The sequence below is a fragment of the Pseudomonas sp. 22515 genome, from assembly GCF_052044625.1.
In the GTDB taxonomy this organism is placed as follows: domain Bacteria; phylum Pseudomonadota; class Gammaproteobacteria; order Pseudomonadales; family Pseudomonadaceae; genus Aquipseudomonas; species Aquipseudomonas alloputida.
In genome coordinates this window covers 24,821-39,880 of sequence record NZ_JBQENN010000037.1, presented here as the reverse complement: position 1 = coordinate 39,880, position 15,060 = coordinate 24,821, and the positions used below count along the sequence as shown (strand labels likewise).

General features: G+C 63.3%; 14 protein-coding genes. 7 read left to right on the top strand and 7 right to left on the bottom strand.

Going from position 1 to position 15,060, the window contains the following annotated elements:
• Window positions 1–29: 29 nt before the first annotated feature.
• From bioD to bioB, 5 genes are read right to left on the bottom strand one after another with little or no spacing between them, the layout of a single operon-like run.
• Complete coding sequence (gene bioD / locus ACTJJN_RS24880) at window positions 30–710, bottom strand: dethiobiotin synthase (RefSeq protein WP_003255605.1); 681 nt, start codon at window positions 708–710, stop codon at window positions 30–32.
• Between the two features lie 10 nt (window positions 711–720).
• A complete protein-coding gene (gene bioC, locus ACTJJN_RS24875) occupies window positions 721–1,539 on the bottom strand; it encodes a malonyl-ACP O-methyltransferase BioC (RefSeq protein ID WP_088513527.1) in 819 nt (272 codons plus the stop codon).
• A complete protein-coding gene (locus tag ACTJJN_RS24870; RefSeq protein WP_003255608.1) occupies window positions 1,532–2,263 on the bottom strand; it encodes an alpha/beta fold hydrolase in 732 nt (243 codons plus the stop codon). The genes bioC and ACTJJN_RS24870 overlap by 8 nt, the downstream gene beginning before the upstream one ends.
• Window positions 2,256–3,428: an 8-amino-7-oxononanoate synthase gene (bioF, locus tag ACTJJN_RS24865; protein WP_440781697.1), complete on the bottom strand. Its 1,173-nt coding sequence runs from the start codon at window positions 3,426–3,428 to the stop codon at window positions 2,256–2,258. The genes ACTJJN_RS24870 and bioF overlap by 8 nt, the downstream gene beginning before the upstream one ends.
• Window position 3,429: 1 nt before the next feature.
• On the bottom strand, window positions 3,430–4,488 hold the full coding sequence (bioB, locus tag ACTJJN_RS24860) for a biotin synthase BioB (RefSeq protein ID WP_003255611.1): 1,059 nt from the start codon (window positions 4,486–4,488) through the stop codon (window positions 3,430–3,432).
• Window positions 4,489–4,577: 89 nt separating this feature from the next.
• Here bioB and ACTJJN_RS24855 point away from each other — a divergent pair, with 89 nt between their 5' ends.
• The 4 genes from ACTJJN_RS24855 (at window position 4,578) to rarD (ending at window position 8,208) form a co-directional block, all read left to right on the top strand.
• On the top strand, window positions 4,578–5,309 hold the full coding sequence (locus ACTJJN_RS24855) for a ComF family protein (protein ID WP_003255613.1): 732 nt from the start codon (window positions 4,578–4,580) through the stop codon (window positions 5,307–5,309).
• 49 nt (window positions 5,310–5,358) lie between these two features.
• Entirely contained in the window at window positions 5,359–6,123 is a 765-nt protein-coding gene (locus ACTJJN_RS24850; RefSeq protein ID WP_108191830.1) for a TOBE domain-containing protein, read from the top strand.
• Window positions 6,124–6,281: 158 nt separating this feature from the next.
• Complete coding sequence (locus tag ACTJJN_RS24845) at window positions 6,282–7,256, top strand: serine/threonine protein kinase (RefSeq protein WP_020192753.1); 975 nt, start codon at window positions 6,282–6,284, stop codon at window positions 7,254–7,256.
• A gap of 64 nt (window positions 7,257–7,320) precedes the next feature.
• Window positions 7,321–8,208 carry an EamA family transporter RarD gene (gene rarD / locus ACTJJN_RS24840; protein ID WP_003255619.1) on the top strand — a complete coding sequence of 296 codons (888 nt, stop codon included), beginning with the start codon at window positions 7,321–7,323 and terminating at the stop codon, window positions 8,206–8,208.
• Between the two features lie 328 nt (window positions 8,209–8,536).
• Here the strand turns inward: rarD and ACTJJN_RS24835 are convergent, their stop codons facing one another.
• Window positions 8,537–9,055, bottom strand: a complete 519-nt coding sequence (locus ACTJJN_RS24835) for a glycine cleavage system protein R (protein WP_003255620.1) — start codon at window positions 9,053–9,055, stop codon at window positions 8,537–8,539.
• Window positions 9,056–9,504: 449 nt separating this feature from the next.
• On the opposite strand from ACTJJN_RS24835, the gene ACTJJN_RS24830 reads away from it, so the two are divergent.
• Window positions 9,505–11,682, top strand: a complete 2,178-nt coding sequence (locus ACTJJN_RS24830) for a malate synthase G (protein ID WP_003255621.1) — start codon at window positions 9,505–9,507, stop codon at window positions 11,680–11,682.
• Between the two features lie 43 nt (window positions 11,683–11,725).
• Here the strand turns inward: ACTJJN_RS24830 and ACTJJN_RS24825 are convergent, their stop codons facing one another.
• Entirely contained in the window at window positions 11,726–12,271 is a 546-nt protein-coding gene (locus ACTJJN_RS24825) for a response regulator (protein ID WP_011953277.1), read from the bottom strand.
• A 116-nt stretch (window positions 12,272–12,387) separates the two neighbouring features.
• Between ACTJJN_RS24825 and ACTJJN_RS24820 the strand changes: the two genes are divergently transcribed.
• Complete coding sequence (locus ACTJJN_RS24820; protein WP_440781696.1) at window positions 12,388–14,325, top strand: putative nucleotidyltransferase substrate binding domain-containing protein; 1,938 nt, start codon at window positions 12,388–12,390, stop codon at window positions 14,323–14,325.
• A complete protein-coding gene (locus tag ACTJJN_RS24815) occupies window positions 14,322–15,032 on the top strand; it encodes a 3'-5' exonuclease (RefSeq protein ID WP_011953275.1) in 711 nt (236 codons plus the stop codon). The genes ACTJJN_RS24820 and ACTJJN_RS24815 overlap by 4 nt, the downstream gene beginning before the upstream one ends.
• Window positions 15,033–15,060: the final 28 nt, after the last annotated feature.

Below are 15,060 nucleotides of genomic sequence, written 5' to 3'. Positions count from 1 at the left end.
ACCCGCGAAGAGGCCGGGCCTGCATCACACTAATCCAGCAGATCCAGCTGCAGATGCTCAGCCACCATGTCGGCACTGGCCTGCTTGAGCTTGGGCACCCGCCCCAGGCAAGGCGCCGGCAAGCGCTCTGCAAGGCTGGCCAGGTTCTCTTCCAGGCGTGAAGTGCGCGGCTCGATGATGTTTGCCACCCAACCCGCCAACTGCAGCCCATCACGCTCGATCGCTTCGGCGCTGAGCAAGGCATGGCTGATGCAACCCAACCGCACGCCTACCACCAGAATCACCGGCAACCGCAGGGCAACGGCAAGGTCGGACAGGTTCTCCAGGCCCGACAGCGGTACGCGCCAGCCACCGGCCCCCTCTATCAGGGTGAAGTCGGCATTTTGTTGCAGCACATTGCGCATCGCCGCGAGCAGTTCTGGCACAGCCAGCGTCACCCCTGCCTCGCGCGCCGCCACATGCGGGGCAATAGCAGGCTCGAAGGCAAACGGATTGACCTGCTCATAGGGCAGCTTGACCGTGCTTTCGTCGATCAGCGCCAGGGCATCGCTATTGCGCAGGCCTTTCGGCGTCATGGTGCAGCCCGAGGCCACCGGCTTGGCACCCAGTGTGCTCATGCCCTGCAAACGCGCCGCATGCAACAGGCCGGCGGCGATGGTGGTCTTGCCGACATCGGTATCGGTACCCGCAATGAAAAAGGCCTGGCTCATCGTGCTCCCCTTACGCCAGTGGCTTGCGCAACACACCATAGACCACTTGATAGGTGGCTGGCAGCCCCGCGGGTTGGCGAAATGCCTCATAGGCCTGCAACAGGCCCTGCATTCGCGCCCGGCCGGTGAGGCCGGAAGGTCGCCCAGGGTTCAGATTGTGCGCCCCCAACGCCTTCAGTTCGTGGGTCAGGCTGCGCACATCCGGGTAGTGCAGCACATGCGGGCACCGCTCCAGCTCAAGCTGTTCAAAACCGCTGGCTGCGCACAGGCGCTGATAGTCTTCGAAACGGCGGAAGCGGTTTACATGCACCAGGGCATCCACCGCCTGCCAGCTGGCGCGCAGTTCGTCGAGGGTGCCCACGCACAGGCTGCTGAAGGCCAGTACTCCACCTGGGCGCAGCACCCGCTGCGCTTCGGCCAGCACACAGGCGAACTGATCGCACCACTGCACCGCCAGGCTGGAAAACACCAGGTCGACGCTGCCATCGCGCAGCGGCAAACGCTCGGCGTCGCCAACCACATGATACTGCGCCCCACCCTTTACGTGACGGGCATGCAGCAACATGCCCTCGGCTATATCCACCGCCACGCCGCTGGCCTGGGCGAAACGCTCGGCCAGCATGCGGCTGAAATGGCCGGTGCCGCTGCCCAGGTCCAGCCAGTGTGACGGCTGCAGGCCTGCCGGCAACTGCTCCAGCAGGCTCAGGCCTACAGCGCGCTGAAGGGCCGCCACGCTGTCGTAACTGGCCGCGGCGCGGGAGAACGAGGCCGCCACCTGACGCTTGTCGGGCAATGCGCCGGGCAGGGTCGGACGGGAAAGGTCAGTCATCGCCACTCTCATGCAGAAAACTCTTGATGCCCGCCGCCAGCTCCTGCGGATACTCCAGCAGGAACGCGTGGGAACTGTCTTCGACCAGGCCCACTTCTACATCGGGCAACAGCTCGCTCAACGCCTTTGCCGCCTCTGCCGGCACTAGCGCATCGCTGCCGGCGAACAGGTGCAGTTGCGGGCCACCATAGGCCTGCAAGGCTTCACGGGTGTCCAGCTTGGCCAGCACTTCAAGGCCAGTGGCCAGGTACAACGGGTCGGTATCCGGCACGCCGACACCCAGCTGACGCAACAAGGTGCGCGGCTGCAGGGCGCCGTCACTGCACAAGGTACGGAAGCGCTTGAGGGTGACCTGGGTATGGTTGCGGCAGCCGTCGAGGAAGGTGCCGAAGGTGTCTTCGGCCATGCCATGAGGCCAATCTGGCCGGGCCAGGAAGCTGGGGTTGCTGGCCAAGGTCAGCAGCCCGCAGCAGTGGTCGCCACGCTTGTGCGCCAGCGCGCTGGCCAACATGCCACCCAGTGACCAGCCACCCAGCCAGACATTGCTGGGCAGCTTGCGGTCCAGATGGTCGATCCAGGCCTGCACATCGCTGTGGGCCAGTTCTGGCAGGGGCATCAGCTCTACCTGCAGGCGGGCGTCCTGAGCACGCAGGCTAGCGGCCAGCGGCTCCAGCGCAGCAGTTCCCAAGCCCCAGCCGGGCAATAGAACAAGTCGATTACGCATCGGCGTTCTCCAACTGTGGATAACACTCGGCCAATGCATTCAACAATAGCTGCACCTGCGCCTCGCTGTGTGCGGCGCTCAGGGTTACCCGCAGGCGTGCGCTGCCAGCCGGCACGGTGGGTGGGCGGATGGCCGTCACCAGCAAGCCGCGCTCACGCAGCAGGCGTGACAGGCGCAACGCCTGCGCACTGTCGCCGATGACGATGGGCTGGATCGGCGTCGGGCTGTCCATCAACTGCAGCCCCATCTGCTGCGCGCCTTCTCGGAACTGGCGAATCAAGGCTGCCAGGTGCTCACGACGCCAGGTTTCGCGGCGCAGCAGCTCCAGGCTCTTGAGTGTGGCGCAGGCCAGCGCCGGTGGCTGGCTGGTGGTGTAGATGTAGGGGCGGGCGAACTGTACCAGCGCCTCGATCAGCGCTTCGCTGCCAGCAACAAAGGCGCCCGCAGTGCCGCAAGCCTTGCCCAGCGTGCCGATCAGCACCGGTACGTCATCCACGCCCAGGCCAAAGTGCTCGACGATGCCGCCGCCCTGTGTGCCCAAGGTACCCAGGCCATGGGCATCGTCAACCATCAGCCAGGCTCCGCGGGCACGGGCGACATCGGCCAGCGCCGGAAGGTTGGCGAGGTCACCGTCCATGCTGAACACGCCATCGGTCACCACCAGGGTATTGCCGACTGCCTTGTCCAGGCGGCTGGCCAGGCTGGCCGGGTCGTTATGCAGGTAGCGGTTGAAGCGGGCACCACTGAGCAGCCCGCCATCCAGCAGCGAGGCATGGTTGAGGCGGTCTTGCAGCACCGTGTCGCCCTGCCCCACCAGCGCCGTGATGGCGCCCAGATTGGCCATATAACCGGTGGAGAACAACAGTGCGCGCGGGCGGCCGGTAAGTTCAGCCAGTGCCTCTTCAACCTGATGGTGCGGAGTGCTGTGGCCAACCACCAGGTGCGAGGCACCACCCCCCACACCCCAGCGCTCGGCGCCGGCCTGCCAGGCGGCGATCACCTCGGGGTGGTTGGCCAGGCCCAGGTAGTCATTGCTGCAGAAGGCCAGCAACCGCTGGCCGTCGACCACGACTTCCGACCCTTGCGGGCTTTCCAGCAATGGCCGGTGCCGATACAGGTCTGCGGCGCGCCGTTCGGCCAGGCGCGCTGCCAGGTCGAAAGCCATATCAGGCTGTCGCGGCGTCGTAGAACATCTCGCTGCTGCGCTGCTCGACCAGCGCTTGCTCGATGGCTGCCTGGTGCACTTCGTCGGCGTGCTCTTCACGCGCTTCGGGCTTGATGCCCAGGCGTGCGAACAGCTGCATGTCCTTGTCGGCCTGGGGGTTGGCAGTGGTCAGCAGCTTTTCGCCGTAGAAGATCGAGTTGGCGCCCGCCATGAAGGCCAGGGCCTGCATCTGCTCGTTCATCTGCTCGCGGCCGGCGGACAGGCGCACGTGAGACTTGGGCATGAGGATACGGGCCACGGCCAGCATACGGATAAAGTCGAACGGGTCGACGTCCTCTTCCTCAGCCAGCGGCGTGCCGGCCACCTTGACCAGCATGTTGATCGGCACCGACTCCGGGTGTTCCGGCAGGTTGGCCAGCTGGATCAGCAGGCCGGCGCGGTCATCCAGCGATTCACCCATGCCCAGAATGCCACCAGAGCAGATTTTCATCCCGGCATCGCGCACGTAGGCCAGGGTCTGCAGGCGCTCGCTGTAGGTACGTGTGGTGATGATGCTGCCGTAGAACTCCGGTGAGGTGTCGAGGTTATGGTTGTAGTAGTCCAGACCCGCGTGGGCCAGGGCCTTGGTTTGCTCCTGATCGAGTTTGCCGAGGGTCATGCAGGTTTCCAGGCCCATGGCCTTGACGCCTTTGACCATCTCCAGCACGTAGGGCATGTCTTTGGCCGACGGGTGCTTCCACGCCGCCCCCATGCAGAAACGGGTAGAACCGATGGCTTTGGCGCGGGCAGCTTCTTCCAGCACCTTCTGCACTTCCATCAGCTTCTGTTTCTCCAGCCCGGTGTTGTAGTGGCCGGACTGCGGACAATATTTGCAATCTTCCGGGCAGGCGCCGGTCTTGATCGACAGCAAGGTCGAAACCTGCACGCGGTTGGGGTCGAAATGCGCGCGGTGCACGGTCTGCGCCTGGAACAGCAAATCATTGAACGGTTGCTGGAACAGCGCCTTGACCTCGGCCAGGGCCCAATCGTGACGTGTTGTTGCAGTTGTGCTGGCGCTCATCGGCGTTTCCTTGTTTAGGCTGTAGCTGGCGCCGGGACAGGAAAGCCCGCCAGCGCATCACGGATAGCTCGCATAGTCATGGAAGGCCTATGAACTGTCAACTGCACTGGAAGCGACTGGTTTACAAGTGCTCACTTATTAATCAGAAGTGCTTGTTATGCGATGAGCCTGCCGAGCAGCCTTACCCGTTGTGCGTCACCTGCGAACAGGCGCTGCCCTGGCTGGGTGATCAGTGCCGGCATTGCGCCCTGCCCTTGCCCATGGCCGGCTTGACCTGCGCCCCGTGTGGCCGCTGCTTGCCGGCCTTCGATCAGGTCATTGCCCTGTGGCATTTCGGTTTTCCGGTGGACACGTTGATCAGCCGTTTCAAGCACAATCGCCAATGGCCTTTGGGGCGCCTGATGGCTGAGCTGCTGGGGCAGGGGCTGCTGTATCGCTATGCCGAAGGGTTGCCTCGCCCTGACCTGCTGTTGCCTGTGCCTTTGGCCAGGCGTCGACTACGCGAGCGGGGGTTCAATCAGGCGGGGATGCTTGGGCGGTGGTTGTCGTCGCACGTCGGGGTAACCTGCAACGAGCGTTTGCTGGTCCGCACACGCGAGACACCGGCACAGCAACATCTGGGCGCCAAGGCACGGCAGCGCAATTTGCGCCAGGCGTTCGCGGTCATGGGCAAACTGGAAGGCAAGCATGTCGCCATCGTCGATGATGTGTTGACCACCGGTGCCACTGCGCAGGCTATCGCCCAGGCACTGCGCAAGGCAGGTGCGCGGCGGGTGGATGTGTATTGCCTGGCACGTACGCCCAAACCGGGGTATGTATGACCAGGCGCGACCTGCCCCTTTGTAAAGCACCCTTGTATACGGAATACCCATGTCCCTACCCGCCCTTCTCACCCAGCACATCGCCCGCCGCCCACAGCGCATCGCGCTGCTGCAGCACATTGCCGAACAAGGCTCGATCACCCGCGCCGCCAAGGCCGCAGGTATCAGCTACAAGGCGGCCTGGGATGCCATCGACGAGCTCAACAACCTGGCCAGCCAGCCCTTGGTCAAGCGCAGCACCGGTGGCCGCGGCGGTGGCGGTGCGCACTTGTCGCCGGAAGGCGAGCGGGTGTTGCGCCTGTACCAACGGCTGCAGGCCCTGCAGGCACAAATCCTTGAAGCCGCCGAAGAATCCAGCGACCTCGACCTGCTCGGGCGCCTGATGCTGCGCACCAGTGCGCGCAACCAGTTGCAGGGCCAGGTCAGCGGCCTGCGCCGTGAAGGCCGGTATGACCGCGTCAGCCTGGCATTGAGCGGCGGGCTGGAGATCGATGCGCTGATCACCCACGACAGCACTGCGCGCCTGGAGCTGACAGTGGGAACAACGGTGGTGGCGCTGCTCAAGGCCGGATGGGTGCGCTTGTTGGCGGAGGGGGAAGAGGCCGAAGCGGGGAGCAATTGCCTTTGCACGAAGGTGGAGGAAGTGCTGGCAGAGGTCGATGGGCCCAGTGAAGTCAGGCTGGCGTTAGGCAACGGGCAGACCCTGTGTGCAATGGCTGATGCGCACTGGTTGGCTGCCCAGCAGGTCGTGGATGGCAGTGTGGTGCGGGTGCAGTTTCACCCGTCTTATGTGTTGATCGGGGTTCCCGCATAGTCTGGCCGCGCGGTGCGCGGTTCGCGGGCTTGCCCGCTCCCACAGGGACCGCACCACCCGATGCATCTGGGCCGTAATGTGCGGGCACGCCCGCGAAGGGGCCGGCACCGGTATAAAGCGGTACCATGTCCCCACGCCGCTTACCCTCCGGAGCCACCATGTCCCACCCCTTCGACACCCTCACCCCCGACCTGGTCCTGGACGCAGTGGAAAGCCTGGGCTTTCTCAGCGACGCTCGGGTGCTGGCGCTGAACAGCTACGAGAACCGCGTGTACCAAGTGGGCATCGAAGACGCGCAGCCGCTGATTGCCAAGTTCTACCGCCCAGGCCGCTGGAGCGATGCAGCCATCCTTGAAGAACACGCCTTCACGGCCGAACTCGCCGACTGTGAAGTCCCAGTGGTTGCGCCCATGCAGCACGATGACCGCACCTTGTTCGAACACAAGGGCTTCCGCTTCACGCTGTTCCCCCGTCGCGGCGGCCACGCCCCCGAGCCTGGCAACCTCGACCAGTTGTATCGCCTGGGTCAGTTACTTGGCCGCCTGCATGCCGTGGGCGCCAGCAAGCCGTTCAAGCACCGTGAGGCACTGGCTGTAGACAACTTTGGCCACGCCTCGCTGAACACCTTGCTGGAGGGTAATTTTGTCCCGCGTGAACTGCTGCCGGCGTTCGAGTCCGTGGCCCGCGATCTGCTCAAGCGGGTGGAGGACATCTACGCTCGCACACCACACCAGCTCATTCGCCTGCACGGCGACCTGCACCCCGGCAACCTGATGCACCGTGACGAGGTGTACCACGTGGTCGACCTCGACGATTGCCGCATGGGCCCAGCGGTGCAAGACCTGTGGATGATGCTGGCCGGCAACCGCGAGGAGCGCCTGGGGCAACTGGCCGAGCTGATCGACGGCTACAACGAGTTCCACGACTTCGACCCGCGCGAACTGGCCCTGATCGAGCCCCTGCGCGCCCTGCGGCAACTGCACTATAGCGCCTGGCTGGCAAGGCGCTGGGACGACCCCGCGTTCCCGCCCAGCTTCCCTTGGTTTGGCCAGCCACGCTACTGGGGCGACCAGATTCTCGCCTTGCGCGAACAGATGGCGGCGCTGGATGAAGCACCGCTGAAATTGTTCTAGAAGCACGCCCGCCTCTGTCTACAATAGGCGTCGCTTTATTTAGCAACCTAAGCAAGGATTCTGCATGCACGCCGCAAACCCGCGTCGCGGGTACATACTGGGCTTGAGCGCCTACATCATCTGGGGCCTTTTCCCCCTCTACTTCAAGGCAATCCAGAGCGTCCCGGCGGTGGAAATCATTGTCCACCGGGTGCTCTGGTCAGCACTGTTCGGCTCGCTGCTGCTACTGGTGTGGAAACACCCCGGCTGGTGGCGGGAACTGCGCAACAACCCGCGCCGGCTGGGCATCCTGGCACTGAGCGGGGCACTGATCGCCGGTAACTGGCTGACCTACGTGTGGTCGGTGAACAACGGCCGTATGCTCGAGGCCAGCCTGGGCTATTACATCAACCCACTGATCAACGTACTGCTGGGCATGCTGATTCTTGGCGAGCGCCTGCGCCGCCTGCAATGGCTGGCGGTGGGCATGGCTGCCGTGGGTGTGGCGCAGCAGGTGTGGCAAGTGGGCAGCCTGCCGTGGGTGTCACTGGTGCTGGCGTTGAGCTTCGGCTTCTATGGGCTGATCCGTAAGCAGGCGCCGGTGGCGGCACTGCCCGGCCTGGTGGTGGAAACCTGGATGCTGGTGCCGCTGGCCCTTGGCTGGCTGCTGCTGCACCCGGCCGCGATGAGTGCCCAGGGCGCGTTCTATACCAGCAGCGAGGCGCTGTGGCTGATGGCGGCCGGGCCGGTGACGCTGGTGCCGCTGGTATGCTTCAACGCCGCCGCACGGCACCTGCCGTACACCACGCTGGGCTTCCTGCAGTACCTGGCACCGACCTTGGTGCTGTTGCAGGCTGTAGTGCTGTTCGATGAGCATTTGTCGTCGAGCACCCTGGCGGCCTTCATGTTCATCTGGGCAGGTTTGGCGATTTACAGCGTCGATGCATGGCTGAACTTGCGCAAACGTAGCTGATCAGAAAACGATCAAAGATCTGCAGGCCATGTAGCGCCTGGCCTGCAGAGACATCTCCATAGGTTATCCACACCCTCGTCCCCGCGCTTTGTGCACAAGCTGCTGATAATTGAGCATTTTTTGAGCAAAACAGTACAAGGCACGTGATACCTGGGCTGGAGAGGTACACCCCCAGGTTATCCACAGGGCCTTCCCCGTGATATCGGGATAACCGCAGATGGCCGCTTCGCAACACAAGGCCGCCCCACATTTGTCCGGTGTACGCAGGACCATGTGGGAGCGGGCTTGTGTCGCGATAGGGCCGCAAAGCGGCCCCGGCAATTGCTGATCAATCCTCTGCCCGCAGCTTCAACTCCACCATCAAGTCATCCGCCAGGCTCTCCAGCCGCTGCTGCAGTTCTTCCAGCGGCAAGGTCAACGGCAACGCCAGCAATGCGTCGGCGTGGAACAACGGCTCACTGCTCATCGGCGCCGGCTGCACGTCTGTGGAAAACCGCTCGACGTTTACCTGCAACTCGGCCAGCAAGCGGGTAATGTCCCGCACGATCCCCGGCCGGTCGTTACCCACCAGCTCCATGGCAATTGGCTTCCAGGTGCACGACGGCTCGATCCCGCTCTCGGCAATCAGCACGCGAATGTCATACCTGGCCAGCCCCTGCAGCGAGGCCACAAGCTCGGCGTAATTCTCTGCCGGCACCGCCACCCGCAGAATGCCAGCAAACTGCCCGGCCATACGCGACATGCGGCTTTCCAGCCAGTTACCACTGTGGTCGGCGATGCACTGGGCAATACGTTCGACCTGGCCGGCCTTGTCAGGGGCAATTACAGTCAGTACAAGATGATCCACAAGCCCTTCCTCGTGTCGGACCGCGCCGGGCGGCAGAAAATCGGGGGATCGAGTCAGTATAGGCAAGGCGCGGCAACCTGCCGCAGGGCAATCTGCACAGCCAATCGTGTACTGTTTCAAGATTTATCTGGAACAATCCACCTGTTTTTTGCGAACATACCCACTCCCAGCGTGACCATACGCGACCAACGGGTCGCATAACGGCGCTTTTAGTCTGATTTTGCCCCGCCTACTGCTTCATGTAGTATCCCGTGGCGCGGACTACAAAACGTCGTTTGGATGTCTGCCAAGGCGCCTGTGAAAATACGCACACTGCCCACCAGCCTGTCTGGTAGGCCGCACCCAGCCGCCCCCGAGCATAACCGGTGGCATGCACTGGTGCCGTGTTTAGAGAAGCGCTACAGGCTTAATACAGAAGAGCGAAATAGCTGAGCAGAGTGAGGCAAGCAATGACTGGATACGTTCAAGTCGGTGGCCTTCAGGTCGCCAAGGTCCTGTACGACTTCGTGAACAACGAAGCCATCCCCGGGACCGGCATCGTCGCCGAGCAGTTCTGGGCGGGTGCAGAGAAGATCATCAATGACCTCGCTCCAAAGAACAAAGCCCTGCTCGCCAAGCGCGACGAGCTGCAAGCCAAGATCGACGCCTGGCACCAGGCACGCAAAGGCCAGGCCCACGACGCCGCAGCCTACAAAGCATTCCTCCAGGAAATCGGCTACCTGCTGCCACAAGCCGACGATTTCCAGGCCACCACCCAGAACGTGGACGAAGAAATCGCCCACATGGCCGGCCCACAACTGGTCGTTCCGGTGATGAACGCCCGCTTCGCCCTGAACGCCGCCAACGCCCGCTGGGGTTCGCTGTACGACGCCCTTTACGGCACCGACGCCATCAGCGATGAAGGCGGCGCCGAAAAAGGCCAGGGTTACAACAAGGTACGCGGCGACAAGGTCATCGCCTTCGCCCGCGCCTTCCTTGACGAAGCCGCGCCACTGGCCGCCGGCTCGCACGTTGACTCCACGGGCTACCGCATCGAAGGCGGCAAGCTGGTTGTTGCCTTGAAAGGCGGCAGCAACAGCGGCCTGCGCGACGATGCGCAACTGATCGGCTTCCACGGCGACGCCGCCGCGCCGACTGCCGTGCTGCTCAAGCACAACGGCCTGCACTTCGAAATCCAGGTCGATGCCAGCACCCCCGTCGGCAGCACCGACGCCGCTGGCGTCAAAGACATCCTGATGGAGTCGGCACTGACCACCATCATGGACTGCGAAGACTCGGTTGCAGCCGTAGACGCTGACGACAAAGTCATCGTCTACCGCAACTGGCTGGGCTTGATGAAAGGCGACCTGGCCGAAAGCGTGAGCAAGGGTGGCAAAACCTTCACCCGCACCATGAACCCGGACCGCGAGTACGCGGCGCCTAACGGCGGCAGCGTGACCCTGCACGGTCGTTCGTTGCTGTTCGTGCGCAACGTTGGCCACCTGATGACCAACCCGGCGATCCTCGATGCCCAAGGCAACGAAATCCCCGAAGGTATCCAGGACGGGCTGTTCACCAACCTGATCGCCCTGCACAACCTCAACGGCAACACCAGCCGCAAGAATACCCGCAGCGGCAGCGTGTACATCGTCAAGCCGAAGATGCACGGCCCTGAGGAAGTGGCCTTCGCCGCTGAGATCTTCAGCCAGGTCGAAGACCTGCTGGGCATGCCGCGCAACACCGTCAAGGTCGGCATCATGGACGAGGAACGCCGTACCACGGTCAACCTCAAATCCTGCATCAAGGCAGCCGCCGAGCGCGTGGCGTTCATCAACACCGGCTTCCTTGACCGCACTGGCGATGAAATCCACACCTCGATGGAAGCCGGCGCCGTGGTGCGCAAAGGTGCCATGAAGAACGAGAAGTGGATCGGCGCCTACGAAAACAACAACGTCGACGTTGGCCTGGCCACCGGCCTGCAAGGCCGTGCGCAGATCGGCAAAGGCATGTGGGCCATGCCTGACCTGATGGCCGCCATGCTCGAGCAGAAGATCGCCCACCCGCTGGCCGGTGCCAACACCGCCTGGGTACCGTCGCCAACTGCCGCCACCCTGCACGCCCTGCACTACCACAAGGTGGACGTACAGGCGCGCCAGCGTGAACTGGCTTCACGTACCCCGGCGTCGGTGGACGACATTCTGGCCATTCCGCTGGCTGCCGACACCAACTGGTCGGCCGAAGAGATCCGCAACGAGCTGGACAACAACGCCCAGGGCATTCTCGGCTACGTGGTGCGTTGGATCGACCAGGGCGTAGGTTGCTCGAAGGTGCCGGACATCAACAACGTCGGCCTGATGGAAGACCGTGCCACCCTGCGCATCTCTGCCCAGCTGCTGGCCAACTGGCTGCGCCACGGCGTGGTCAGCCAGGAGCAGGTGCTGGAAAGCCTCAAGCGCATGGCCGTGGTGGTCGATCAGCAGAACGCTGGCGACGCCCTGTACCGCCCGATGGCGCCGAACTTCGACGACAACGTGGCGTTCCAGGCGGCTGTGGAACTGGTGGTGGAAGGTGGCAAGCAACCGAACGGTTATACCGAACCGGTACTGCACCGCCGTCGCCGCGAGTTCAAGGCGCGTAACGGGTTGTAAGTAACATCTGCGCCAGGGTGCCGTTTTGCGGCCCCCTGGCGCATCAACCCATTTTCAGTTCTTTCCTCACCAGCTCCAACAGCTTGCCCAAATCCACCGGTTTGAGCAGGAAGTCCACCACCCCCAGGTGCATCACATCCACTGCTTCTTCCACATCGGTGTCACCCGACACCACAATGATCGACAACGCCGCCCGCTCCGACGCGCGAATTGTCCTGATCAAGTCCAGTCCACTTTCAGGCTGCATGCGCAAATCGGTAATCATCAACCCGATACGCTTCTGGTAGTGCAGGTACAACCTGGCTTCCTCGGCCCCATCCGCCCCCACCGCATCAATGCCCCGGCTTTTCAGGTACAGGATCAGCGCCTCGCGGTTCACCGCGTTGTCATCCACCACCAGCACCAACGGTCTGGCTTCCACAGGCGCACTTTGGTTTATCACGGCCAAGGCCTCGCGCTCGGCGTCGCTCAGGATGTCGGTGTGCTCGGGCATGCTTGTCTCGTCAAAATAATTCCGCTTCAGCATTAGGACCGCATTACTTGCGTAACCCGTTTCGCCTTTCGTCGGGTCTTTGACAAGGGCGCTCATAGACTTACGTCCAATGGGCACCACCCCGCCGCAAGCCGACCATGGAGGCAGAGAACAACATGGCCGGTACCTATATATAGATATATATAGTTCGGCATAGCGATACGGTCAGTTTCATGAGCAAAAAGGACGCCTACAGCCAGGCGGGCAAGACAGCGGTACTGCAAAACATCCAAGGCACATTGCAGTTCCTGCAGCGCTTTCCGCCGTTCAATCAGATGGAGCACAGCCACCTGGCCTTCTTGGTCGAGCAGTGCCAGCTGCGCTTCTACGCCTGCGGTGAAAGCATCGTCAAACCTGCCGACGGGCCGGTCGAGCACTTCTACATCGTCAAGCAAGGCCGCGTGGTTGGCGAGCGCCAGCACCTGGCCAAACCGGGTGTCGAAACCACGTTCGAGATCACCAGCGGGGAGTGCTTCCCGCTGGCAGCCCTGCTGGGTGAGCGGGCAACCCGCACCGAGCACCTGGCCGGGGAAGACACCTTCTGCCTGCAACTGAACAAGGCCGCATTCATCCGCGTGTTCTCGATGTCTGAAGTGTTTCGGGATTTTGCCCTGCGCGGTGTCAGCAGCCTGCTTGATCAGGTCAATCAGCAAGTACGCCAGCGCGCTGTGGAAACCCTCGGCACCCAATACTCGCTGAACACCCCCCTGGGTGAACTGGCCATGCGTCACCCGGTGGTGTGCAGCGCCCATACGCCCCTGCGCGAAGCCGTGCGGCTGATGCACGAGCAACAGGTGGGCAGCATCGTGGTGGTCGACCCGCAGCGCTACCCCATCGGTATCTTCACCTTGCGCGACCTGCGCCAGGTGGTGGCGACAGTAGATGCCGACCTGGGCGCCGCCATCGACCGGCACATGACCGCCAAACCGTTCTACCTCCCACCCCAGGCCAGCGCCTTCGATGCCGCCATGGCCATGACCGAGCGGCATATTGCCCATGTCTGCCTGGTGGAAAACGGACGCCTGTGCGGTGTGGTTTCCGAGCGCGACCTGTTCTCCCTGCAACGGGTCGATCTGGTTCACCTGGCGCGCACCATACGCCATGCGCCACGCCTGGATACGCTGGTTTCGCTGCGCGGCGAAATCAGCCAGCTTGTAGAACGCATGCTGGCCCATGGCGCATCGTCGACGCAGATCACCCAGATCATTACCTTGCTCAACGACCATACCGTGTGCCGGGTCATCGAACTGGCCCTGGCCGAACGTGGCGACCCGGGCGTGCCGTTCAGCTGGCTGTGCTTTGGCAGCGAAGGGCGACGTGAGCAAACCCTGCACACCGACCAGGACAACGGCATCCTCTTCGAAGCAGTCGACAGCGCCGAAGCCGACGCCATCCGCGCTCGCCTGCTGCCGCTGGCGCAATACATCAACCAATGCCTGGCCCAGTGCGGTTTCACCCTGTGCATGGGTAACGTCATGGCCGGCAACCCCGAACTGTGCCTGTCGCGCAGCGAGTGGGCGCGGCGCTTTGCCGGGTTTGTCCGCGAAGCCAGCCCGGAGAGCCTGCTGGGCTCGAGCATCTACTTCGACCTGCGTGTGGTGTGGGGCGACGAGCAAGGCTGCGAGCAACTGCGCCAGGGCCTGCTGGCACAGGTAGCCGACAACCGCATCTTCCAGCGCATGATGGCTGACAACGCCCTGCGCCAACGCCCGCCGGTGGGCCGGTTGCGCGAGTTCGTGCTGACACGCCAGGGTAACGACAAGGCGGCGACCCTCGACCTCAAGGTCCAGGGCCTGACGCCCTTCGTGGATGGTGCCCGTTTGCTGGCCCTGGCCAATGGCATAGCAGCCTGCAATACCCTGGAGCGCCTACGCCAACTGGTGGCCAAGGGCGTGATCGAGCCGTTGGACGGCGCCGCCTATGAAGAGGCCTACCACTTCATCCAGCAAACCCGCATGCAGCAGCACCAACGCCAGATTCGCGACAACCTGCCTTACTCCAACCGGCTCGACCCGGACAGCCTCAACCACCTGGACCGGCGCATCCTGCGCGAGTCGCTGCGCCAGGCTCAGCGCCTGCAAAGCAGCCTGGCCTTGCGGTATCAGCTATGAGCCTGTTCGCCTGGCTACGCCCCAGCGCGCCCGAGCTGGACCACGCCAAGCGCCAGCGCCTGGCCCGGTTGCCCAAGCCCGTGCCGCTGGGGGTATGTACCCTGCGTGAGCAGCGCTGGGTGGTGCTGGACCTGGAAACCAGTGGGCTCAACCCCAACCGTGATCAGGTACTGTCGATTGGGGCGGTGGCCATCGAAGACGGTGCCATCGACTTTGCCCAGCAGTTCGAACGCACACTGCACCGGCCTTTGCAGAAGACCAACGCCAGCGTACTGATCCACGGCTTGGGCCCCAGCGCATTGGCTGCCGGTTGCGACCCGGCCGAGGCCTTGCTGGATTTGCTCGATTTCATTGGCAACAGCCCGGTGCTGGCGTTTCACGCGCCATTCGACCAGCGCATGCTGGCCCGTGCGCTGAAAGAGACCCTTGGGCATCGCTTGCAGTCAATGTTCCTAGACGTTGCCGAACTGGCACCGATGCTCAACCCAGACACGGTACTGCGCGAGGCCGGGCTGGATGACTGGGTGGCACGGTTTGGCTTGCAGGTTGAAGAACGCCATCATGCCAGTGCCGATGCCCAGGTGACTGCAGAACTGGCGCTGATCCTGTTCAGCCAGGCCCGGCGCCAGCAGCTGGACAGCCCGCTGCAGCTTGAGCAACGGTTGCGCGGGTGGCGACGGCGCAAGATGCAGAGTCATGGTTTGTAAGGCGTGGGATTTGCAGCGCCGGTGAGAT